Origin of the sequence: Streptomyces sp. NPDC086554 (genome assembly GCF_040686095.1) — a bacterium.
Classification (GTDB): Bacteria; Actinomycetota; Actinomycetes; order Streptomycetales; family Streptomycetaceae; genus Streptomyces.
In genome coordinates, this window is the sequence record NZ_JBFBJK010000038.1 from 46,365 (window position 1) to 67,808 (window position 21,444).

Annotated in this window: 16 protein-coding genes and 3 pseudogenes; 9 read left to right on the forward strand and 10 right to left on the reverse strand. The window is 68.0% G+C overall.

Annotated features, from left to right (window positions below; all coding sequences use genetic code 11):
- The first annotated feature begins 121 nt into the window (after positions 1-121).
- Positions 122-1,024 carry an LLM class flavin-dependent oxidoreductase gene (locus AB0O76_RS40040; protein ID WP_365501960.1) on the forward strand — a complete coding sequence of 301 codons (903 nt, stop codon included), beginning with the start codon at positions 122-124 and terminating at the stop codon, positions 1,022-1,024.
- A gap of 13 nt (positions 1,025-1,037) precedes the next feature.
- Here the strand turns inward: AB0O76_RS40040 and AB0O76_RS40045 are convergent, their stop codons facing one another.
- Positions 1,038-2,516 (reverse strand): oxidoreductase, encoded by a 1,479-nt coding sequence (locus AB0O76_RS40045; protein ID WP_365501962.1) that lies wholly within the window; start codon positions 2,514-2,516, stop codon positions 1,038-1,040.
- An 86-nt stretch (positions 2,517-2,602) separates the two neighbouring features.
- Entirely contained in the window at positions 2,603-3,142 is a 540-nt protein-coding gene (locus AB0O76_RS40050) for a CGNR zinc finger domain-containing protein (RefSeq protein ID WP_365501964.1), read from the reverse strand.
- A gap of 150 nt (positions 3,143-3,292) precedes the next feature.
- On the opposite strand from AB0O76_RS40050, the gene AB0O76_RS40055 reads away from it, so the two are divergent.
- Positions 3,293-4,552, forward strand: coding sequence for an MFS transporter (locus tag AB0O76_RS40055; RefSeq protein WP_365501984.1), 1,260 nt, complete (start codon positions 3,293-3,295; stop codon positions 4,550-4,552).
- 140 nt (positions 4,553-4,692) lie between these two features.
- Here the strand turns inward: AB0O76_RS40055 and AB0O76_RS40060 are convergent, their stop codons facing one another.
- From AB0O76_RS40060 to AB0O76_RS40075, 4 genes are all read right to left on the reverse strand, one after another.
- A complete protein-coding gene (locus AB0O76_RS40060; RefSeq protein WP_365501986.1) occupies positions 4,693-5,988 on the reverse strand; it encodes a phosphatase PAP2 family protein in 1,296 nt (431 codons plus the stop codon).
- Positions 5,989-6,296: 308 nt separating this feature from the next.
- Complete coding sequence (locus tag AB0O76_RS40065) at positions 6,297-7,538, reverse strand: hypothetical protein (protein WP_365501966.1); 1,242 nt, start codon at positions 7,536-7,538, stop codon at positions 6,297-6,299.
- Between the two features lie 217 nt (positions 7,539-7,755).
- Positions 7,756-8,940, reverse strand: coding sequence for a MalY/PatB family protein (locus tag AB0O76_RS40070; protein ID WP_365501968.1), 1,185 nt, complete (start codon positions 8,938-8,940; stop codon positions 7,756-7,758).
- A gap of 36 nt (positions 8,941-8,976) precedes the next feature.
- Positions 8,977-11,925, reverse strand: a complete 2,949-nt coding sequence (locus AB0O76_RS40075) for a family 16 glycoside hydrolase (RefSeq protein WP_365501988.1) — start codon at positions 11,923-11,925, stop codon at positions 8,977-8,979.
- A gap of 448 nt (positions 11,926-12,373) precedes the next feature.
- Here AB0O76_RS40075 and AB0O76_RS40080 point away from each other — a divergent pair.
- From AB0O76_RS40080 to AB0O76_RS40100, 5 genes and pseudogenes are all read left to right on the forward strand, one after another.
- A pseudogene (locus AB0O76_RS40080) lies at positions 12,374-13,212 on the forward strand (IS5 family transposase); the annotation flags it as partial.
- A 185-nt stretch (positions 13,213-13,397) separates the two neighbouring features.
- Positions 13,398-13,790 carry a nuclear transport factor 2 family protein gene (locus AB0O76_RS40085; RefSeq protein ID WP_365501970.1) on the forward strand — a complete coding sequence of 131 codons (393 nt, stop codon included), beginning with the start codon at positions 13,398-13,400 and terminating at the stop codon, positions 13,788-13,790.
- Between the two features lie 76 nt (positions 13,791-13,866).
- Positions 13,867-14,190: pseudogene (locus tag AB0O76_RS40090) on the forward strand (IS701 family transposase); the annotation flags it as partial.
- A 148-nt stretch (positions 14,191-14,338) separates the two neighbouring features.
- On the forward strand, positions 14,339-14,869 hold the full coding sequence (locus AB0O76_RS40095; RefSeq protein ID WP_365501972.1) for a GNAT family N-acetyltransferase: 531 nt from the start codon (positions 14,339-14,341) through the stop codon (positions 14,867-14,869).
- 94 nt (positions 14,870-14,963) lie between these two features.
- Positions 14,964-15,599: a hypothetical protein gene (locus AB0O76_RS40100; protein WP_365501974.1), complete on the forward strand. Its 636-nt coding sequence runs from the start codon at positions 14,964-14,966 to the stop codon at positions 15,597-15,599.
- 65 nt (positions 15,600-15,664) lie between these two features.
- On the opposite strand, the gene AB0O76_RS40105 is transcribed toward AB0O76_RS40100, so the two are convergent.
- Positions 15,665-15,991 (reverse strand): NucA/NucB deoxyribonuclease domain-containing protein, encoded by a 327-nt coding sequence (locus tag AB0O76_RS40105; protein ID WP_365501976.1) that lies wholly within the window; start codon positions 15,989-15,991, stop codon positions 15,665-15,667.
- Between the two features lie 681 nt (positions 15,992-16,672).
- Positions 16,673-17,552 (reverse strand): IS5 family transposase gene (locus AB0O76_RS40110; protein ID WP_365501990.1). Its coding sequence is split into 2 segments (ribosomal slippage): positions 16,673-17,216 and positions 17,215-17,552, totalling 882 coding nucleotides; the frame shifts between segments, so codons are not numbered across the junction.
- 493 nt (positions 17,553-18,045) lie between these two features.
- Here AB0O76_RS40110 and AB0O76_RS40115 point away from each other — a divergent pair.
- Both AB0O76_RS40115 and AB0O76_RS40120 read left to right on the forward strand, forming a co-directional pair.
- On the forward strand, positions 18,046-18,660 hold the full coding sequence (locus AB0O76_RS40115) for a class I SAM-dependent methyltransferase (protein WP_365501978.1): 615 nt from the start codon (positions 18,046-18,048) through the stop codon (positions 18,658-18,660).
- Positions 18,661-19,212: 552 nt separating this feature from the next.
- On the forward strand, positions 19,213-19,737 hold the full coding sequence (locus tag AB0O76_RS40120) for an ATP-binding protein (RefSeq protein ID WP_365501980.1): 525 nt from the start codon (positions 19,213-19,215) through the stop codon (positions 19,735-19,737).
- Positions 19,738-20,257: 520 nt separating this feature from the next.
- On the opposite strand, the gene AB0O76_RS40125 is transcribed toward AB0O76_RS40120, so the two are convergent.
- Positions 20,258-20,902, reverse strand: a complete 645-nt coding sequence (locus tag AB0O76_RS40125) for an NAD(P)-binding domain-containing protein (protein ID WP_365501982.1) — start codon at positions 20,900-20,902, stop codon at positions 20,258-20,260.
- Between the two features lie 49 nt (positions 20,903-20,951).
- Positions 20,952-21,350: pseudogene (locus AB0O76_RS40130) on the reverse strand (inositol monophosphatase family protein); the annotation flags it as partial.
- Between the last annotated feature and the right edge of the window lie 94 nt (positions 21,351-21,444).

Below are 21,444 nucleotides of genomic sequence, written 5' to 3' on the forward strand. Positions count from 1 at the left end.
CAGGCGCCCACGGGCCACGCGCCCGCTCCCACCGCCCGAGGAGTCCACTCCCAGCGTCTCACCGGGCCGGTGGGCGGGGGAGTCGGTTGCCGCTCCCGACGCCGTACAGCAGGATGCGGGAATGCGCTTCTCGGTCAACATCCCGAACTTTGGTGACTTCGCCGACCCCAAGGCCGTGGCGAAAGTGGCCGCAGCGGCGGAACAAGCAGGCTGGGACGGCCTGTTCGTCTGGGATCACGTGCTGCATCGCAAGCACGCGGGCCTGCCCTTCGGCGACCCTTGGATGCTGCTGACTGCCGCGGCGTTGGCGACCTCTCGGATCAGACTGGGCACGCTGGTCACCCCGGTCGCCCGGCGACGCCCGCAGCAACTCGCCCGCCAGGTGGCGACCCTGGATGCGGTGAGCGGCGGTCGGGTCACCTTCGCCGCGGGCCTTGGCGGGCCCGTCGAGGACGAGTACGCGAGCTTCGGCGACGCCACGGACCCGAAGGTGCTGGCCGAGCGACTCGACGAGGGCCTGGACCTGCTGGAGCGGTACTGGTCGGGCGAGCCGGTGAACCACGACGGACGGCACTACCAGGTACGGGACGTGACCCTGCTGCCCGCCACGGTGCAACGCCCTCGGCCGCCGGTCTGGGTCGCCGGCTTCTGGCCGAACCGCCCGCCGATGCGCCGGGCCGCCCGCTGGGACGGCGCGGTCCCGCTATTCACCGATGCCAAGCACGGCCACGTACCGCCCATCGATCAGGTCCGCGACCTGGTCGCGTACGTGCGCAAGCAGCGCGAGGACCTCTCCGACACGCACTCCGACACGCACTCCGGCACCCGCTCCGGCACCCCCTTCGAGATCGTCCTCGGAGGCGCCACGCCGGGCGGCGACACCGCCAAGTCCCGCGACCTGCTGGGCCCGTTGGCCGAGGCGGGAGCAACGTGGTGGGACGAGCGGCAGATCCAGACCACCGAAGCCCTCCACCGACTCGCGCCGGTGCTGCGCCGCATCGAGCAGGGTCCGCCGGTCCTGTAGTGCGTGAGACGGGTCAATTCCTGTTCAGGGTGCGCGTGATCCCTGCGAGCACCGCCGTCGTCAGGATCCATCCCGCAGCGATGAGGGTGTAGGCCAGCCAGGAGGGTGATCCTCCCTGCCAGTACCAGGACGTGCGTTGGCCGAGACCGCCGATGGGGATCAGGAGGTCGAGGGTGTAGACGAAGGCGTTGAACGGGGGCACCTGGCCGGGTTCGGTCGGCTTTGGTGAGTGGGCGTTGAAGACCGTGGTGCCAAGGAGAATGAGCGCCGCGAGCCACAGGCCCGCCAGCCACGGGCGGTAGCCGTAGCCGACGGCGGCGTCCAGGAGGTGTCCCCACAGCCGGGCGGGCAGCCCCAGGGTCTTCCTGCGGTGGCGCTGTTTGACCAGCAGGACGCGTCGGGCGTCGTCGTCATGGCCGATCTGCCGGTACCAGGCGGCCAATTGCTCGTACGGCTGGGCGGCATAGCCGGGCTGTCGCCGAATCCACGCCAAGCGACGCTCCACCGAGCTCTCCTGGAGGTCGCCGCTCTCGTGGAGAGAGCCGTAGGTGAAGCCCTGCAGGCGTACGGTGTCCGGCCAGGCATTCTCTCGGTCACGGATGGTCGCGGCCCGCGCGTCCTCCAGGTCCATCGTCCCCGACGGGGGCTCCGCCGGGGTGAAGACGAAGACTCCTACCTGCATGCGGGCACAGTCCAGCGCCGTGCCGCAGGCCCGTACAACGGCGCCGTCGAGGGTCAGTTGGTCCGCTATCTGCGCGTCCCGCAGGCTGACCGTCCCCTCGGCCGTGAAGCCCTCGGACAGCGCCATGGTGCGCACCACCGCATGGTCGGCGAGGAGCGCGATGCCATCGGGATGCCGCAGCTGTGCCCGCTCCATGTGCAAGCCGCCGGCCAGCTGCGCACCCAGGAGACGTATCCCGCCGTGCACGGTGGTTCTACGGCAGAACAGCCCGCCCTCCATGACGAGTCCGCCGGCAAAGACAGCCCAGTCGCCCGGGAGTGAGATCGCCGTGCCGCTGAGCACCAGTTCACCGGACAGGCGCGCGCTCATCAGCCCAAGCCTGCCGTTGAGAACCGTGCGACGAAGGGCGACCCTTCCGTCCACCCGGGCCATGGTCAGGTCGAGTCCCGGAAGCCTGCTGCCCTTGATCTCGATCGTCCGGGTGGCAGCTCCGTACAGCCTGACGCGCTGTTCGAACCAGCACCCCTCGAACCACATGCCGTGCCCGATCTCGGCCTCGCTGAGATCGAGGGTGCCGCTGATCCGGGCGCCCGCGAGCCGCAGGGCCGGGACGCTCCCCGGCTGCCCCGGGTTCCCTCCGAGGAGCAGGGCCGCCACGACACTGGCCCTGACCGTCCGCGCGTCGCCCCATCCATTCCCGTGCTCGGGGTCGTCTTCTGGACCATCCGTACGGAAGTCCACTGAACGGCCCGTGGGGTAGGCGTCCCACAACTGGCGCTCTGCTGACGTGAGTTCCTCGTAGGCGTGCACGCCGGAAGAGTAACGGGCGGCGGGTGCGGATGATCAAGTGCACAGGGAGGGAAGCTCCCGGCATGGGGCCGGTCGGCGGCCGTCGGCTATGTCGCCTGCCGCTGTCGCGACGCGTACGACCGTGTCTTGTTGCGGTTGCCGCACACCTTCATCGAGCACCAGCGGCGGCTGCGGTTCTTCGATACGTCCCAGAACGCCCAGCCGCAGGAGTGCTCCGCGCAGCGCTTGAGCCGGGCGGCGTCCCCGGTCGTGACCAGCTCGCTCCATGCGATCGCCAGTGTGGCCAGCGGCCTGCGCTCCGTGGGCAGTTCCGTCATGGGGGTGAGGAGGCCGCGGGCCGTGACCCGTACGGGGTGTTGGGCCAGTACCTGGTCCGCCGCGGCGAGCAGGTCCGGGTCGGGGGTGTCGCCGACGTGGCCGCCCAGCTCCTCGCGGATGCCTGCGCGCAGGGCCAGATAGCTCGTGTGGACGTCGGCGGGGATGTCGCCCGGCGTGTCGAGCAGGCCGCGTCCCGTCAGCCACTGGGAAAGACCGGCCGGGGTGGCGATCTCGTCGCTCGCCTCTTCCACGTCGACGGTGTTGGCGAATGCCTCCACCAGGACGGCTGAGGCCGGCGGCTCCAGCATGACGCGTCACCTCCTGCAGGTTCCCGCCATTCTACCGCCTAAGCGTTTTACCGGTTGCGTCATGGCCCGGAGGTGCGCCACAGTGGGGTCTAACCGGTTAAAGCGTTAGACGGTTAGGGGAGGCACATGGTCACGGCGGTGCCCGAGCGGATGGAGACCGGCAACGGCTTCGGTGGTGTGAGGCCGGAGGACTGCCCTCCGACAGACCCTGGCCGGCGCAACACCGCTGTCCTGGTCGGCTTCACCGCCGCGACCAATCTCGCCGACGGCGTGATGAAGATGGCCCTGCCCCTGCTGGCTGCCCAACTCACCGGCTCGCCCGCCCAGGTCACCGCCGTATCGATGACCCTCACGCTGCCCTGGCTGCTCGTCGCCCTGCACATAGGCGTGCTGGTCGACCGCTTCGACCGGCGGCGGCTGTTGTGGGGCGCGAACGGGATGCGGCTTGCGGCAATGAGCTGGCTGACCGTATCCGCCGTGACCGGTGGCATCACGCTCGTCCAGGTCTTCACCGCCGGGGTGGTCCTCGGCGTCGCCGACGTGCTCGCATCGACCTCCGCCTCCGCGCTGGTCCCCGCCGCGGTGCCTGCGGCGGGGCGGGAGCGCGCCAATGCCTGGATGGTGGGGGCCGAGACCGTGGGGCAGGAGTTCGCCGGGCCTTTCGTCGGCGGGCTGCTCCTTGCCGCGGGGACCGGCCTCGCGCTGGGGCTGATCGGCGCCTCGTACGCGCTCGCCGCCCTCGCCCTGCTCCTGCTGGTGGGCCGCTTCCGGGCCGCCCGGCCCGCTGCGGACGCCGCCCCCGTCTCGGTCAACAGCCGTATCGCCGAAGGGCTGCGCTTCCTCTGGGGCGACGCGGTGCTGCGCACGCTCTCGCTGGTCGTCGCCGTACTCGCCGCCGTCTGGGGCGCCTGGCTGGCCCTCATGCCGCTCTATGCCAAGCAGGCCATGGAGCTGGGGCCGCAGCAGTACGGCATCGTCCTCAGCGCCCTGGGGATCGGCGGGGTGGCCGGCACGGTGGCCGTGACGTGGGTGAACCGGCTGCTCGGCGCTCGCCGGGCGATGTTCGCCGACCTGATCGGCACCACCGCGATGGTGGCGCTGCCCGCCCTGACCACGAACATCGCGGCGGTGGCGGTGGGCGCCTTCCTCGGCGGTATGGGTGGCACCCTCTGGACGGTCAATGCCCGCACCATCACCCAGCGCATGGTCCCCGACGCGATGCTCGGCCGCTACGGCGCGGCGGCCCGGCTCTTCAGCTTCGGCGCCATGCCGCTGGGCGCGGCCCTGGTGGGCCTGCTGGCCGAATGGGGCGGCATGCGGCTGGCCTTCGGGGTCTTCGCCCTGGCCACGGCGGCGACACCGGTGCTGTTCCTCAGGAGCGTCACCCGGCAGGCCCTGGCGTCCCGATAGCAACCCGCCGGAAGGATGCGGGGACGCCGAGGGACGAGGGAGGGGCGGGAAGCCTGTGCCAAGAATTTCTTCGCCCGCACATGTTCAGCTTCCCGACCCCACCCGGTAAGCGCTCGGCCCACCACCTGCTGCAACCTGAATCACACGAGTTCGGGTTGCGGTTCCGATTCGGATCGCTGCGCCGGTACGGCCGCCTTCGGCTCCCACAGCTTGGTGGTCCGCATATAGCCGTAGACCACTGAAGCCATCGCGAGAATAAGAAGCGGTCCAAACACCCACGGATATTTGGCCATCTCCATCGGCAGGTAGCGATACGACAACAGGAGCAGGGCGAAGACCGTTACGCCGTAGGCGACCAGTTGGGTTCCTTGCCGTTCCCAGCCGCGGTCGTGCGCGCGCAGCGCCGCGTCGATGGTGAATGCGAACACCACGCCGGCAACGATATCCACGCCGTAGTGATAGCCGAATCCCAGCGTCGCGCCGAGGGTGGCGATCAGCCAGAACGTGCCTGCGTAGCGCAGAATGCGTGGGCCTTTGCGGGAATGAATGAAGATCGCGGTGGCCCACGCGGTGTGCAGGCTTGGCATGCAATTGCGAGGGGTGATCTCGTCGAACGGCATCGGTTGCGGGCTACCGACCGGCGGCGGCGTGTCCGGCCACAGATTGGCCACCGCCAAGTGCTCGCTGCCGGTTCCGAAGGCGCCGGTGCCGTAGGCGAAGATCGGTCCGACCACCGGGAAGATCATGTAGATGGCCGGCCCGAGCAGGCCGATGACCAGGAACGTACGCACCAGATGGTGGCCCGGGAAGCGGCGCTCGGCAGCCACGTTGCGCAGCTGGTACACCGTGACGACGACCGCGGCCACCGCGAGCTGAATGTAGACGTAGTCGAGAACATGGGCGCCGATCGAGCCGGTGGCCTCGACGATCCGGCCCGCCAGCCACGACGGATTGCCCAACGCGTGATCGGCGCTGGCCAGGTACTGGTCGAGCACCAACGGGCGGGTCTTCGAGGTGATGAGGAGCCAGGTGTCGCCCGTCTTGCGGCCGGCCACAAGGAGCAGGCCGAGACCGACGCCCTTCAGCAGCAGAACCCGTTCCGATCCGGTGCGGCGCGTGACGGCGATGACTCCATACGCCAGCAGCACCCACAACGCACCGTTGCCGAACATCATCTTGGCGTCGAGCGCCCAGCGAACCAGCAGGAAGACGAGGTCGATGCCGATCGCGAAACCGACCGCGATGAACCGTTGGCGCCAGGTGAGGACCACCATCATCAACGCCATACCGGCGTACAACAACGGCCCCGATTTGGGTGCGAATATCACCTCTCGCACCTGGTTGGCCATCGGCCCCGGTACGCCGTAGTGACGCGCGGCGATCTCCAGCACGATGAGGAATCCGAGGCCCACAACAACCGCCGTGGTCCACAGTATCGCCCGCGGCTGACGCCACGCGGTGAGCGCTTTTCTGCAGTTTCTCCGCGAAAATGTTCGCGATGCTATAGATATCAATGTTTGGCCGATTTGTTAGTTGTGGTTAATTGGCTCACTCTTTGTGCTAGATAGCGTGGTTTTCTGGTGAAGTACGGGCGATCAGGGCACTCCTGGTGAGTTCGATCATGTTAGCGGAGCGGTTCGGGCGGCTTTCAACGGCCATGGGCGCCGCGAAGGCGGCCAAGAACCGGCAGCCCGGGCAGGGAAGTTGGCGTACGGCACATCGAGTTGTTCCGCATGCTCCCTGGTCAGCCCTTATCTCTCAGGCGTACGACGACGGGGGCGCGGAAGGGATCGCCGGACTGGTTGACCTGGACGTGACCGGCGCCCAGCCACTCGTCGGTGCCGGGCACCCGGTGGATCTCCTTCAGCCACAGCGACTGGTTCGACGCCTTGCGGGCACCGGTGGACTCGGGCAGGCGGTGGCGCTTGATCTTCACGCACTGCCCGTCGTCGGTCAGGTACCAGTTGCCGTCCAGGAACAGGCCCTGGTCGTCCTCACCCACCGGGGTGCGCAGAGCGCAAGCACCGGGCGGGGACTCCTGCTCGACCCACCTTGAGCCGTCCCAGCGCACCCGGATGTACTCGTCCGCGGGCTCGTTCTCGACCTCGCCGTGGTTGAACGTGTTGATGCCGTACGCGCGCACCTCACCGCTGTCGAGCGCGAAGACCTGGTTGAGCCCGGCGCCGGGCTCCGGCGGGAGCGGATCATCGAAGCGGGCCCGGGGAGTGTCCACCGCCTTCCAGGACGTGCCGTCCCAATGCATCGAGGCGGGCTGGCTGTAGCCCCCGCTGTACCCCTCCAGCTCGGTACCCGGCCCGGTCGAGCGGCTGCCGACCGCCCAGACGTCGTCGGGTCCCACCACGGCGAGGTCGGATGCCCGGTACGGCAGCCGGGTCGTGGTCCAGCGGGTGCCGTCCCAGTGCTGAACGCTCTGCTCGCCGTCGAGGGCCCAGACGTCATCCGGACCCGAGGCCTCGAAGGCCCCGGCATTACCGGGCGGAGGGCTCGGCATCGCGGACCAGCGGGTGCCGTCCCACTTCGCCCAGCGGTTCACGGCGGCGCCGTCTTCAGAGGTCTGCGGCCGCAGCCACAGTGCGTCCCCACCGAGCTCTTCGAGCAGGGGCGGGTAGACGCTGGTGCCGAGAGCTTCGGGGAGAGGCTCGCGCTTCCACGTCGTACCGTCGTAATGCAGCAGGCGGGCATCGGCCTCACTGTTGAGCTCGGTCCCGACAGCCCAGACATCGTCCTTCGCCAGTACGGCGACATCGGCGAGCTCGCCATCGAAGTCCGCGATGTGCTCGAACTCCCAGGTCAGGGAGGGGGCTGGTGCCTTCGACTGACCCTTGCCACCGCCGGACCCCGTGCCCGTCCCGCGGGATCCGGCCGCCCCGGAGTCCGAACCGCACCCCGCAGCCGCAAGCACCGCACCGGCCAGCACGGCGACGGCCACGATGCCCCTGGGTCTGATACCGGCAGCTCTGCGCATGATCGATCCCCCCTGGCTGCTCCACTACGGAGCGGTTCTCGGCAAGCGGGCAGCGTACCGCCTGACGTGCGGGGACCTCGGCGACGGGAGGCGGTGCTCAGAGCCAGACTGGTTCCCCACGATGTGATCGCCCGGGCCGGCCAACCGCCCGCTCGCCAGAGCAGCAGCAAGGTCTACATCCTGGCTGTCCGGCGGCACTTCGGGCAGTCGTCCGTGCTCAGACGACGGCCGAGGCCATCCGTCGGACCGCCTCGGTGATCACTGCCGGGGAGGTGGCCAGATTGAGACGGACGAAGCCCTCGCCGCCGGTTCCAAAGGCTCTCCCGGAGTTCAGAGCGACGCGGCCGCGCTGCAGGAAGGCCTCGGCCGGGTCGCCGTCCAGGCCCAGGTTCCGGCAGTCCAGCCAGGCCAGGAAGGTGCCCTGCGCGGGCGTGTAGCCGATGGCGGGCAGGTGCTCGGCCAGCAGAGCGGCCAGTAGCCGACGGTTGTCATCGAGGCCGACGAGCAGCGCGTCGAGCCAGTTGCCTCCGTCCCGCAGAGCCGCGGTGTGGGCGATGATGCCGAGATGGCTGGGGCCGTGGCTGACCTCTTCGGGGATGCGGGCGAGGTCGTCGGCGGCTTCGGGTCCCGCGATGGCGAGGGCGGCCTTCAGCCCGGCCAGGTTCCAGGCCTTTGACGCCGACATCAGGGACAGTCCGTTCTCCGCTCCGGGCACGCTCAGGAAGGGGACGAAAGAAGCGTTCGCCGCCACGATCGGGCCGTGGATCTCGTCCACGACGACGCGCACGCCGTGCTCCCGTGCCAGGTGCGCGACCCGCGTCAACTCGGCGACGGTGTGCACGGTCCCGGTGGGATTGTGCGGGCTGCACAGTAGATACACCGGCCGGTTCGCCCCTCGTGCCGCACGCTGGAACACGTCCTCCAGCGCGGCGAAGTCGATCCGCAGGTTCGGCCCCAGGGGCGCCTCGACGACGGGCCGGTCCAGGTTTCCGACGAACTGGTAGAAGGGCGGGTACACGGGACAGTTGACGATGACGGGGTCGCCGGGCTTGGAGGCCAACTTGAGTATCTCGACGATGCCGAGCATTACGTCGGGCACGATCGCGGTGCGCTCGACGGAAAGCCCGTCCCAGCCCCACCGTTTGCGGGCGAACTCGGCCAGCGCCTCGGCGTAGGCGGTCCCGGCGGGGTAGCCGGTGTCACCGATCGCCACGGCGTCGGTGATCGCCTCGGCGACCGGCTCCGCCAGCGGGACATCCATCTCGGCTACCCACAGCGGCAGCACGTCGTCCGGATACGTCCGCCACTTCATGCTCGTACGACGCCGCAGCTGCTCCAGCGAGAGCCGACGCAGCGGATTCGCGCCGTCCGGCACAGTGAGATCACGCGACACATTTTCCATACGTCAAAAGTAGGCAGGCCCAAGCGGATTCCTGGTTCAGTCGACGGGTTCGATCCAGATGTTGCGGAAGCGGACTTTGTTGCCGTGGTCCTGCAGCCGGATCGCGCCTGCTGCCGCGGATTCGGGGTCGCCCGCTCCGGTCGGGCCGTCGACGGCCACGTCGTCGTGGACTTTCTTGCCGTTCCACACCACGGTGATCCTGGCGTCGGCGGTCTTCTTTCCGTCGGCGTCGTAGCCAGCGGCGCGGAAGGTGATGTCGTATGTCTGCCAAGTCTCGGGCGCGGTGGAGGCGTTGAGGTCGGCGGCCTTCTTGTTGTAGATGGAGCCGGCTTCGTTCGCGGCGAGTTTCTCCACTCCGTACGAGTCCAGGATCTGGATCTCGTACCGCTCCTGGAGATAGATCCCACTGTTGCCGCGATCTTGCCCGGTGACGTCGTCCGGCAGCTTCGGCACACGGAATTCGGCGTGCAGTTTGAAGTCGCCGAAGGCCTGCTTCGTACGGATGTCTCCGCAGCACACTTCGATCGATTTCTCGGCCGTGTGGGGCCATTCGACGCTGCGGCCGTCGGTGTGCTGCCAGGCGGTGGAGGTGCTGCCGCCGGAGAAGAGGTCGATGCGGCTGTTGGGGCGGCGTACCTCGATCATGTCGAGGTTGACGTTGCCGGTGTCTTCGGGCCGGTACGCGTAGGTGATGGTGTTGTGGCCTTTGCGCAGGGCGAGTTGCTCGGTCTTGGTCGACCAGCGCTTCCACGTATCGGTCGAGGGAAGGCTGGTCTGGCGTGCTGCCCCGCCGTTGACTTTGACGCCGAGGGTCTTGGTGCCGGTGAAGGGGTGGGGGCCGTTGGAGTAGCGCAGGCCCACGGTGTAGGTGCCTTTGGTGGGAGCCTCGACGCCGAAGGTGACGGATGCGCCGGGGTCTTTGAGGCCGTCGACGAAGCCGCCGCCGGTGTAGCCGGCGTGCTCGGTGTCGATGTCCGCGCCGCCGGAAAGCCGCGCCGACTCGGCGTCGTAGGAGGTGACCGGCTCGTCGTGGCCCGGACGCGCGTTGAGGGTGTACCAGGCCTCGGTGGACCACAGTTGCTCATCGTCGGTGGAGGAGAAGGGGCGCGGTGAGCGCACATGCACCACCCGGTCGCTCTTGAGGCCGGGGATGGTGAGGTGGACGGTGCGGCGGTCGTCGGAGACGCGGGCGCCGGCGATAGGGAGGGATTCCTCGTCGACCTTGGGGCCGCCGTAGGCGGGGGTGGGGGCGTAGCGCCACTGCTCGACGGAGTAGCCGCCGCTGGTCAGTTTCTCGATGGTCTTGTCCGACAGCGGTTTGGTGTAGGTGAGTTTGAAGCCGTCGCGGGTGGCGCGCATGGTTTTGATGTCGAAGGCGGTCTTGCCGTTCCGGGTGAGCTTTTGCAGGCCGAAGCGGAGTTTGCCTTCTTGTCCCCAGTTGCCGTCCGCGCCGAGTCCGCCGGTGTAGATGGCCCCGTCGGGCCCGGTGGAGATGCGGGTGATGCCGGATTCCAGACCCTGGGTGTGCCGGAACACCGCACCTTGGAACTCACCGTCGACCTTCTCCAGGTCGGCGCGCTGCAATCCGCCATAGGTTACGTCGCCGAAGAGCATCTGCCCGGCGAAGGGCCCCTTCTCCACGGTCATGGGGGTGCTGGGGGAGTTGGCGATCTCGTTCTGCGGCAGCCACAGCACCGGCTTGGTGACGCTGTTGTCGTCGTAGGGGCCGTCGGGATTGGTGTAGTGGTTGAAGAACCGGTCCTGCTTGATGTGGACGAGTTTCGACGCGGGCAGCCAGCCGCCCTGGTTGTCGGTGACGAACAGCTCATTGTCCGGGCCGCGGCCGATGCCGTTGGGGGTGCGCAGACCGCCGGCCAGGTAACTGACCTTCCCGCTGGCCTTGTTGACCTTGATGGTGGTGCCGCGGTTGGCGGCGGGCTGCGGATCGGTCGTCGCGCCACCGTAGTTGATGGCGACGGACAGATTCAGATAGAAATTCCCGTCTTCGTAGAGCAGCCCGAAGGCGAACTCGTGGAAGTTCCCGCCATAAGGCCACTCGGCGATCTTCCGCGTCTCGCCCACGTCGTTGTCCCCGTCGATGTCACCGAGCTCGGTCAGCTGATGCTTCTCGGACACATACAGCTTCCCGTCGACGTACTTGATGCCCATCGGCTCCTTGAGCCCGTCGGCGATCTTCTTGTACGTGACCTTGTCGGGACCGGTGTCGCCGGTGACGTTGTCCAGGACGTACACCTGGCCCTTGGTCTCCTGGCTGCCGCCCCAGGTGGTCACCGCGAGCCGGCCGTCGGGCAGCCAGTCCATCGCGGAGACCTGCGGCTCAAATCCCTTGGGGCGCAGGTCGGTCAGGGTGTAGCCGGGGTTGACCGAGGTGAGCGGGAGGCCGTCGCCGGGGGTGTCGTAGCTGCCCTCGCACTCCTTGCGGCCGGGCGCGGTGACCCGCACCACGCCGGCGTCGGTGCTGAGCACGGAGTTGGGTAGGAGGGTGAAGGCGTCGGCGCCGGGCGGCTTCCACTGGAGAGTGACCTGCTGGTCGTAGCTGCGGTCGAAGTGGTCGATGCGCAGGGGGTGGTAGCCCGGGGTGAGCGTGATGTCGCCGTCCTTGGGCTCGGCCCCGTGCAGTCCGTCGTGATCGACGACCTTCTTGTTGCCGATGAAGAGGCGGGAGCCGTCATCACTGATCAGACGGAAGGTGTACGCGCCGTCGGCGGGGACGTTGATGTTGCCGGTGATCTGCGACACGAAGTTGTCGCTGAACCCGAAGCCTTCGGTGGAGGACCAGTCGGCGGTGGGGATCAGCTTGTCGACGTTGGGAGTCTGGGCGGGCTTCAGATCGCAGAGCTTGCTGAGCGGCGACTGGATGTCGAAGACCCGCAGGGTGACGCCGGGTTCCTGCGGCGGCAGATCGGCGAAGGGCTTCTCGTCGGCGCCGGCGGCGGTCGGCGCGGTGAGCGCGCCGCCGGCCATCAGGAGCCCGAGGAGGATCCCGGCGGCTCTGCGGGATCTCAGGCGCGTACGTCGTCGGACGCGGGATGGGGACGTGGGGCGGGCGGGGTGCGAGGGGTGCTCGTGTGGCCTCACTCTGTCTCCTGCTGCGCGCTGCGAGGCGGCCCCGGGCCGCCTCGGCCGCCCGCGTCCGCGGAGTGGAGTTCCTGCACATACCGGTGGTGCGGGCTGCGGCATTCGGCCGCGCCTTGCACTGACTTCCGTACGAGAGCGACGCCCAGCGTACGAAGCGGGCCTCGCATCGTCCATGCTTTGTCCTCAAGGAGGAGAAACTGGCGGAGAGTTGGTGGGTCAGCAGCTCGCGCCGTTCTTGTAGGGCGTTATCCGTGGTGGTGAAGAGGCGGGGCTCTCTGCCATTTACAGCGGCTAACACAATGAGGTGGATCGTCGCTGAGACCGCGTTTGAGATCTGCCGCACCTTGGCGTTAAGTCGGACGTTGAGCCTCGCGTGAGTGGTTCTGGGGATGGGTATCCGTCCGACCTGGCAGATGATCAGTGGACGCTCGTGGAGCCACTGCTCCCACCAGCTCGGGTGGGTCCCAAGGGCGGGCGGCGCGAGAAGCACCCACGACGTCGGATCGTCGACGCGATCTTCCATGTCGTGCGAACCGGATGTTCCTGGCGGCAACTGCCGAAGAACTTCCCGCCTTGGCCGACGGTGTACTGGTACTTCACGTGGTGGCACGACGACGGAACCGTGGAGAGGGTCCACGATGCCCTGCGCGGCAAGGTCCGCGAGGCCGATGGCAGGGCCGTGGAGCCGAGCGCGGGGCTGATCGACTCGCAGTCCGTCCACACCGCCGACACAGTGCCGGCTTCGACCAGAGGCTTTGATGCGGGCAAGAAGGTCAAGGGACGCAAGCGCTTCCTGGTCACCGACACGCCAGGACTGCTCCTTGCCGTGCATGTCGTAGCAGCGGGTATCCAGGACCGAGATGGCGGTAGACGGCCGCTGCTGTGGACCCGTCTCGACCACCCGAGTGTCCAGAAAATCTGGGCGGACCAGGGCTTCGCCGGCCGTCTCGTCGATTGGACGGCGACGATCCTCAGCCGCGAGCTGGAGATGTCCGCAAGGACCCAGGCCAGCAGGGCTTCCAGGTCCAGCCGAGACGGTGGGCGATGGAGCGGACCTTTGCCTGGCTCACCGGACACCGGCGCCTCGCCCGGGACTGCGAGACCATCCCGGCGCGTTCCGAGACCATGATCCGCTGGGCAATGATCGGGGTGATGGTCCGTCGACTTACTCGAGGTCGACCAGCAAGCCGCCCAGGGCCCAAAGCCTCTCTCGCACACCAACCGGAGAGACCCCCAAGCGCGGTCTCAGCGGCCGAGCCGCTCGACGGCGTGCCGTTCGGCCTGATGGCCTAACGACGCTGAGTCACGGTGTCTCCGGCGACGTATGGTCCGTAGGGGGCCGGCCGACGGAGGCACTGATGACTGAGCACCCGAACATCGCTGTGTTCCACCGCACCATGGCTGCCTTCGCGGCAGGGGACATGGACGCGCTGGCAAAGACCTTTCACCCCGAGGTGGTGTGGCATATCGGGGGCAGCAACCCGTTGGCGGGAGAGTACCGGGGCCGCGAGGACACATTCGCGGTGTTCGGTCGGGAGTTCCAGCTGACAGGCGGCACATACCGGCCGCAGCTCCACGATGTGCTCGCCAACGATGACCACACAGTCGCGCTGCTGCACGTCACGGCGTCACGTGAAGGCAAGCAGCTCGATATGGACTACGCCCTCGTCCTGCACATCAGGGACGACGAGATCACCGAGGGGTGGGTGTTGACGGCCGATCCGCAGGCGTACGACGAGTTCTGGTCGTAGGCGCTGCGGGCCCTTCAACCGGAATGTGGTGAAGGGCCTTTCCGGCTAGCGTGCGAAGTGAGACCGGTAGTTACGGCGGGCGGCTTTGGTTGAACGCGGCATCGGCTATGTCCGCGCGGTGGCCTGCTCGGCCGAAGTGGTCACCGGTGCGGGCACCTTCCGGGCTGATGCCCTGGCTCGAAGGGTGCCGAAGCGAGCCTGGCAGAGGCTCTTGGCCGGACGCGGTGAAAAGGGACAGCGGTTCTGCGACTGGGCCGTCTTCGATCGTGCCGACCCAGCCCCTGGACGCCTCCAGATATTGATCCGCCGCAGCCGCACCACCGGCGAACTCGCCTGGTACCGCTGCTACTTGCCCGATCCAGTACCGCCGACCACCTTGGTGAAGATTGCGGGATCGAGATGCGGGTGGGGGAGACCTTCAAGAGTGAGATGGGGCTGATCGTCCCGCGACGGTTGGGGCTAGGGGGTGTCTCCGATCTAGGCAGCGCGAGCTTTGCTGATCTCAAATCAGTTGCGGGCATGCCATGACCGACCGAACCATGGGCGGCATGAGCAGCGACTACGTGATCAGGGAAGTACGGGTAGAGGACTGGCCTGCTGCGAAGGAGCTGCGCCTGGACGCGCTGAGAGATCCGCTGGCTCCCATAGCCTTTCTGGAGGCCTATGAGCAGGCGCGGGCTCAGCCCGACAGCTTCTGGAAGGACCGCACCGCCAGGTGCGTTGCAGGAGGGCCGAACCGGCAGTTCGTCGCCGAGGGGCCCCTGGGCGACTGGGCGGGCACTGTGACCGTGCTGGTGGAAGAGCCCGGGACGCAGGACTTCACGGGACAGCGCATCGAGCGGCGTCAGGCCCACATCGTTGGGGTCTTCGTGCGCAAGGAGCGCCGGGGCGGCACCGTGGCGCAGGAATTGTTCCGAGCTGCGGTCGGCTGGGGACTGGCGCAGGAGGATGTGTGCCGCGTGCGGCTGTTCGTGCACAAGGAGAACGGCCGGGCTGAGGCGTTCTACCGAAAGGCCGGGTTCGCGCGCACCGTCGTCGTGGGCGATGAGTACGAGATGGAGTACTGCCCGACCACGTGACCTGCCGTCGTCGCCTGAGGCAGTCGCGCTCTGGACGCTTCTGGGAACGGCCGCAAGACTGACGCGCATCGAACGAATCCGGGAAGGGCGGGTCGTGTTCAGCATCAGTGGAGTGGGAGTCGCAGAGGTTGCTTACTCACACTTTTCTGTCGGTGAGGCACCGGAGCCCGGCTTCGAACGCATCGAGGGCAAGGTGGACTTCGACACCGAAGACCCAGTGATCGTGGCCCCCGGAGAGATGGTCATCGTGTCGCGTGTGCAGGAGCACTCGGTGCCCGTCACGCTGGCCGTCGTCGAAGACGGTGAGCGTGCTCTGCCCACCGGTCCGGGCGAAGAGTGGATGCTTGTCGGCGCCGGCGTCTTCCGGCCGATCTACGCCGGCCGGATGCGTGTGTCGGGGCCGACTACTGGCCTTGCTGTGCCTGCAGTTGCCCCGGCGAGGCTGTACGGGCTGGATGTTGAACCCGGCGAGCCGTCGATCACACTCGATCCTGCAGTGGTGTATGAGGTGAAGGTGTACGCGCAAGGCCGGGAAGACTCAGCGGAGCGGTTTGATGCGGCCATGGAGCGCGAGGAATGGGGGGCCAGCGACGGCTTCGAGGCCTACGCGATCGTGTTCCGTCCGGATGGGACGCAGCAGCCGCCCGCCCGTTCCGTGGAACAGAACCCGCGGGAACGGCTGGCGCGCGAGCGCGGTCGGCGGCCGACCAACCTTACGGATCCGCCTTGAGCCCCGGATGATGCAGGAATCCGTGTTGGCCTCGGCGCCATCCGGGGCGTTTTGCCTAGCGAGGGTCAGTCGACATAGATGCCGTACTGATGGCCGTGCAGGATCCTGTCGCTTCCGTACCAGCCCGCCAGACCCCGCCCCGCCTTCTCGTTCTCGGTCGCCGGGACGTAGCGGACGGAGAAGTTCCCGTCACCGACGCCGGCACCCTCCATGGCGGAGACGAAGGGGAACTCGTCGCACTGATACGTGGGGCCCGGCCTGGCCAACCGGTTACACGCCTTGGTGCGCTCCGCCTTGTGCTTCTCGGCCAACTTGTGGAGTGAGTCGTAGATGTGGTTCGCGACCCCCTTCACCCCATTGTCTGCACGGTCGTAGTGGAACGACGGCACCACGCGGTTGAAGATCGCCCCCTTCGATCCACCCGCACGTCATCAAGGGGAGGCCGTCGGCCAGGCTCTCTCGAAGCGGGGCGCGCGGATCGACCAAGTGCAGGCCTAGGCCGACCACAAGGACGCCCGTAACACGCAGCGCTACAACCGCCGCAAGTCCCTGCTCGACGACAGCCCCGGCTACGACCTCGCCGCGAGCCTCTCCGACGCCCTCAAAACCCCCTAGGGCCTGTCCGGCGGATCTTCCCTGTGCCTATGTGAATCATGAGGCCGGGTGAAAACAAGGTGCGCTGGGCAAGGTGGCATCGGCAAGATGCCCGCGTGACTGAAATGCCGAGCGACGCCGTTCCAGCCCCTGCCGTCCTTGATGCCTTCGGGGTGAAGGGGCACGCAGTCCAGCTCGTGGGTGGGCAGGGACGAAGCGTTCTCGTTGGCGAGTATGTATTCAAGCCCGCGGAGGGTCCTGACGACGAGGCCGAGTGGGCGGCTTCCTTGTTCGAGGAACTAGCGTCAGGTGGTGGCTTCCGCGTTCCGCTGCCGTTGCGGGCCACCGACGGGCGAAGCATTGTGGGCGGCTGGACTGCCAGTGAGTTCGTGACCGGTCAACCTGGGCCGCAAGGGCACTGGGGCGGCGTGCTCGGCGCCGGCCGTGCCTTTCACGCCGCTCTGCGAAAAAACAGCGGATCAGGGCCGGAGCCAGAGTCGGATTGAGGCGACGGTGGCGGTGCCGTGGAAGACGTAGGCGCGCTTGTCGAACCTCGTGGCCACGGCCCGGGAGTTCTTCAGGGCGTTGATCGTTCGTTCGACTTCGTTCCTGCGCTTGTAGATCGTCTTGTCGAAGCTGGCGGGCCGACCGCCCTTGCTGCCCCGGCTCTGTCGGTTGGCCCGCTGGTTCCTCGGTTCGGGGATGGTGCGCTTGATCTGGCGCCTGCGCAGGTAGCGGCGGTTGCGGCGAGAGGAGTACGCCTTGTCGCCACCGAGGTGGTCCGGTCGAGTGCGGGGGTGCCCGCCGCTGGGCCGGTGCACCCTGATGCGGTCCATGACCGGGATGAGCTGCGGGGCGTCGCCCCACTGGCCCGGCGTGAGGAGCATTGCGAGCGGCCGCAGGCCGCCTTCCCCGGCGAGGTGGATCTTGCTGGTCAGGCCGCCCCGGGAGCGTCCGAGTCCCTCATCGGGGCGGTGGTTGCGGGGCGTTGTTCTTTTCCCGGCACCCGCGGGCGGCTGCGCGCGCTCCGGCGGCGTGCTGGTGGGCCCGGCAGGAGGTGGAGTCCACGCTCACCATTGACCAGTCCACGCGACCCTCAGCATCGGCGTCGGCCAGGACGGCCGCAAAGACCCTGTCCCAGGTGCCGTCCGCCGACCAGCGTCTGTGCCGCTCGTACACGGTCTTCCACGGGCCGAACCTCGCAGGTAGATCGCGCCATGGCAGTCCTGTCCGCTGCCGGTACAGGATCCCGTTGATGATCCTTCGATGGCTCGCCCAACGGCCGCCCCGCCTGGCGGACTTCGGCAGATGCGGCTTCAGCCGGGCCCACTCCGCGTTCGTGAGATCTCCCCGCCCCATGGACACGTCAACGAGCGCAAGGCGGGGAGGTCACGTGATCCGCCGGACAGGCCCTAGTCCCGGCGGGTCTTCAGCTCCGAGGTCCCCCCCCGGGCTCTAGGAGGCGGCTGACCGGCGCGCGGGAGGTGCGAGCTTTGGGAGGTGAGGAGGGGGCGTCTCTGCTACACCCCAATGTGATGACCAGGGCCGCGACGCATCCCAGCAGATGCAGACGCCTCACCGATTGCTCCTCATCAGCTGCTGCCCCCCCATGGGCAGACAGGAGTGTACGTCTGCTGCGCTCGGCGCACCGGCGGATGTCCGTCTCGGAGTCTGCGCCCACCCGCTCACGCAGGGCTTGGCGCGCCTGGTCCTGACCGATGCCGCGGAGGTCGCATGCCCTCCATGCGGCAGACACACCGGCGCGTGGACGTTCACGGGCGGACGTTCGTCAAGACCGTGCTCGGGGCCAGTCAGAGAGCGAGCACTCGTGCTGTTCACCTAGCCTGTCGTCATGAGCCGTTGGGAAGAGCTGACCGGTGGGACGTCCGGAGAGGACTACGCCGCCCGGTTCGCGGTTCTGGCCGGCAGCGGCAGGGACATGCACGGTGAGGCACGGTTGTGCGCCGCTCTGGTGCCTGCCGGGGCGCGGGTGCTGGATGCCGGGTGCGGTACAGGCCGGGTCATGATCCGGTTGGCGGAGCTCGGGTACGACTGTGTGGGGGTCGACCTCGACGCTTCCATGCTGGCCGTGGCGCGCAGGCAGGCGCCGGAACTGCCCTGGATCCAGGCCGATCTGGCCACTTTCGACCTGGCGGAGCTCCCTGTTGCCGCGGACTTCGACCTCGTGGTGGCCGCCGGCAACATCTTCCCGCTCCTTGCTGCGGGTACGGAAGCTGCGGTGGTCAGCCGTCTGGCCGCGAGTCTGCGCCCGGACGGCCTTATGGTCGCCGGATTCGGCCTGGATGAAGCCCACTTGCCGGTAGCGCCCGGCATCACCCTGGCGGAGTACGACGCCTACTGCGCCGCGGCGGGCCTCACCTTCGTCGACCGCTTCGCGACGTGGGACGCCCACCCCTACGAGGGCGGCGGCTACGCCGTGAGTGTCCATCGGGCACATCGCGGCTGAAGAGCTCCGTCGGGTTCGTCGACCTGCAGCAGGCTTGACCCCCGCAGGTGGATGCCGATCCAGCACGGAAGATCACGGCCCGCGGTCCTCGGCCGTGATCTTCCGTGCTGGATCGGCCGATGCGCGCCCAACCGCCGCACGCGGCCAGCCGCGACGTCAGGGTCTCGCCTGGTCGGACGCTGTCCCCGACTAGGGCGGGTCTCGGCGATGGCCATGCCTGGCTTCATCAATGGTTGATGGCCCCGGCGGACAACGTGAGTCGGCCCCACTTGGCGATCTTCATGTCATGACCGGACAGGTTGGTGACGCGGCTGGCTGGGGTTTGGCCGCGGATGCCGGTGCGGGGTCGGTGGCAGTTGTACCAGTCCAGCCAGGCGGCATTACAGGACATCGGCCCGCCAGTACCTGTGATCCCTGAACCACCGGAGAGAGCCTGGGGGCGTGCCTCACCGCCCCTGGACGTCATCGCGCTGCTGGGCCGCGTCGTGGCCCGGCGATCTCGGCAACAAGAGCAGTCATCCTCTCACTTGGCCTTCGTGACAAGATCTGGGTGTGACGACGTTGTTCCTGACGGTCGGCCTGCCAGGGGCCGGGAAGACCACGAGAGCTCGGCAGCTGGCCAAGGAGCACAGTGCTCTGCGGCTGACGCCGGATGAGTGGATGATTCCGCTGTTCGGCGAACCGCAGCCGGAGGGGAAGCGCGATGTGCTGGAAGCACGACTGCTCTGGCTTGGTCTGGAGGCGCTGAGGTTGGGAACCAACGTGGTCCTGGATTTCGGATGCTGGTCTCGTGACGAGAGATCCGCGATCCGCTGGTTGGTGATGTCTGTGGGCGCGTCCTGTCAGCTTGTGTATGTGCCGGTGGACCATGAGACCCAACGTGCTCGGGTCGCCCATCGCCAGTCGACCACCCCTGATCAGACCTTCGCGATGAGCGAGACAGACCTTGTGCACTGGCGGGCGCTGTTCGAGGAGCCCGATGTCGCGGAACTCGAGGGCCATGGGGTTGGAGGTCCGCCTCTTGGGTGGCCAGGCTGGCTGGAGTGGGCTACCGATCGGTGGCCGTCGCTCGCGTGACCGTCCGGCCAACCTTGGTGCCAGTACTGGGGGCGGGAGCCTGGGGTCAGCCGCGGGCGCACGTGGATAGTTCGACAACTTAGCCGTGCCAGGGGCGCCGGGCCCAGAAAGATCCGCCGGACCGGCAGCGGCTGCAGGAATCACGGACCGCGGCGTACGAGAAGTTTCTGCAGGCGTTCGGCGCCGTGGAGATGGAGCTGCGCCATGCTTTCCTCGACAAGCGAAGACCAGCGGTCGTCTGGGAGGCCCTGATCGACAGCCTCTCGCTCCGCGAGTCCCTCCGGATGGCCGCGAACAGATCGACCTTGGACTTCGGCCGCATCGAGGCCTCCTCCCACCGGAGAGCACATCGATGCTCTCACCGCAGGCAGCACGGTGGCGCCAAAACTCCCTCACATCACCCTGCCGCCAACACCGGTGGTCCCAGCCCTGACTGGCCATTGGGGCCACGAACCGCTGTCAAGCGTTGTCCCTGTCAGCACCCGTCCGCCTCGCACGAGCTGAACCCGGTCGTGGTGGGTCAGCGGGCGAGGGAGACGGCGAAGGGCTTGAAGCCGTGTCGGCGCAGGATGTGGGGAACGACCAGGATCATGGCCTCGGTGGCGCGGGCTGTGGTGATGTCGCCGAGGTCCTCGATCCCTTCGGGCTGCCAGCCCAGGTCGCCGAGCAGGCCGGTGACGGTCCTCTTCGCGTGTTCGTCATCGCCCGAGAGATAGGCGGTGGGTGGGGTGGCCAGGGTTTCGGGAGCGGTCATGACCATGAAAAGCATGGTGTTGAGGGTCTTGACCACATGGGTGTCGGGGAGCGCGGCCTGGAGCTTCTCGGCAAGGCTGCTGCCCGGATAGCACAGGTCGCCGGGCAGGCCGTCAGTGGCGTCGCGGGTTGCGTTGGAGACGTCGATGAGGATCGTGCCGGCGAGTTCGGTGCGCAGGTCGGTGAGGCGGTCCAGGGAGCTGTCGCCGGGCGTCGCGTTGATCACGATGTCCGTGGTGCGGGCAGTGGTGCGCTGGTCGGCGAAGGATATCCGCGGGGCGAGCCCGGCGGTGCGGGCGGCGGTGTCTTCGGGGCTGCGGCCGCCGAGGGTGACCTGGTGTCCGGCTGCGGAGAGCTTGCTGGCGAGGTTGGTTCCGACGCGGCCGGCGCCCAGGATGCCGATGCTGGTCATGCGGTGATGCTCCTTGCGGTATCGGATGGGGAAGAGCGGAGACTTCCGGTCAGGCGATCGGCGAGAGGACCTTGAGGGCGGCGCCGTGGATGCCGGGGGCGGCGGCCAGGAAGTCGCGGCTGCCGGTGTTCCAGGGTTCGCCCGTCAGGTCGGTGACGGTGCCTCCGGCCTCGGAGACCAGCAGGGCGCCGGCGACCAGGCCGGAGCGGACGTCGGAGAACTGCCAGAACGCGTCCATGCGTCCGGCGGCGAGGTGGATGAGCTGCATCGTGGCGGGAACGGACACACGCACGACCAGGCCGTTGATGAGCATCGCGGTGACGGAGTCACCGATCCGCCGGAAGGTGCGCTCGTCCTCGCCGGGCTTGGCCTGACCGGTGCCGATGAGCGCGGCGCCCAGGTCGGTCTTGGCGGACACCTTCAGGAGCCGGCCGCCCAGGCGGGCACCGTGTGGAACGTCTTGATATTCCCCAGGGCTGGGGTCACGTAATTCCCCAGCCCCTCGCGTGATCGGGCTCTATTTGGTCAGGACTTGCCGGGCT

Bases quoted from the DNA above. Each gene is read 5' to 3' on its own strand.
- AB0O76_RS40040 (WP_365501960.1), top strand. From the start codon at position 122: ATGCGCTTCTCGGTCAACATCCCGAACTTTGGTGACTTCGCCGACCCC.
- AB0O76_RS40050 (WP_365501964.1), bottom strand. From the start codon at position 3,142: ATGCTGGAGCCGCCGGCCTCAGCCGTCCTGGTGGAGGCATTCGCCAAC.
- AB0O76_RS40055 (WP_365501984.1), top strand. From the start codon at position 3,293: ATGGAGACCGGCAACGGCTTCGGTGGTGTGAGGCCGGAGGACTGCCCT.
- AB0O76_RS40065 (WP_365501966.1), bottom strand. From the start codon at position 7,538: ATGCGCAGAGCTGCCGGTATCAGACCCAGGGGCATCGTGGCCGTCGCC.
- AB0O76_RS40070 (WP_365501968.1), bottom strand. From the start codon at position 8,940: ATGGAAAATGTGTCGCGTGATCTCACTGTGCCGGACGGCGCGAATCCG.
- AB0O76_RS40075 (WP_365501988.1), bottom strand. From the start codon at position 11,925: ATGGCCGGCGGCGCGCTCACCGCGCCGACCGCCGCCGGCGCCGACGAG.
- AB0O76_RS40085 (WP_365501970.1), top strand. From the start codon at position 13,398: ATGACTGAGCACCCGAACATCGCTGTGTTCCACCGCACCATGGCTGCC.
- AB0O76_RS40095 (WP_365501972.1), top strand. From the start codon at position 14,339: ATGAGCAGCGACTACGTGATCAGGGAAGTACGGGTAGAGGACTGGCCT.
- AB0O76_RS40115 (WP_365501978.1), top strand. From the start codon at position 18,046: ATGAGCCGTTGGGAAGAGCTGACCGGTGGGACGTCCGGAGAGGACTAC.
- AB0O76_RS40125 (WP_365501982.1), bottom strand. From the start codon at position 20,902: ATGACCAGCATCGGCATCCTGGGCGCCGGCCGCGTCGGAACCAACCTC.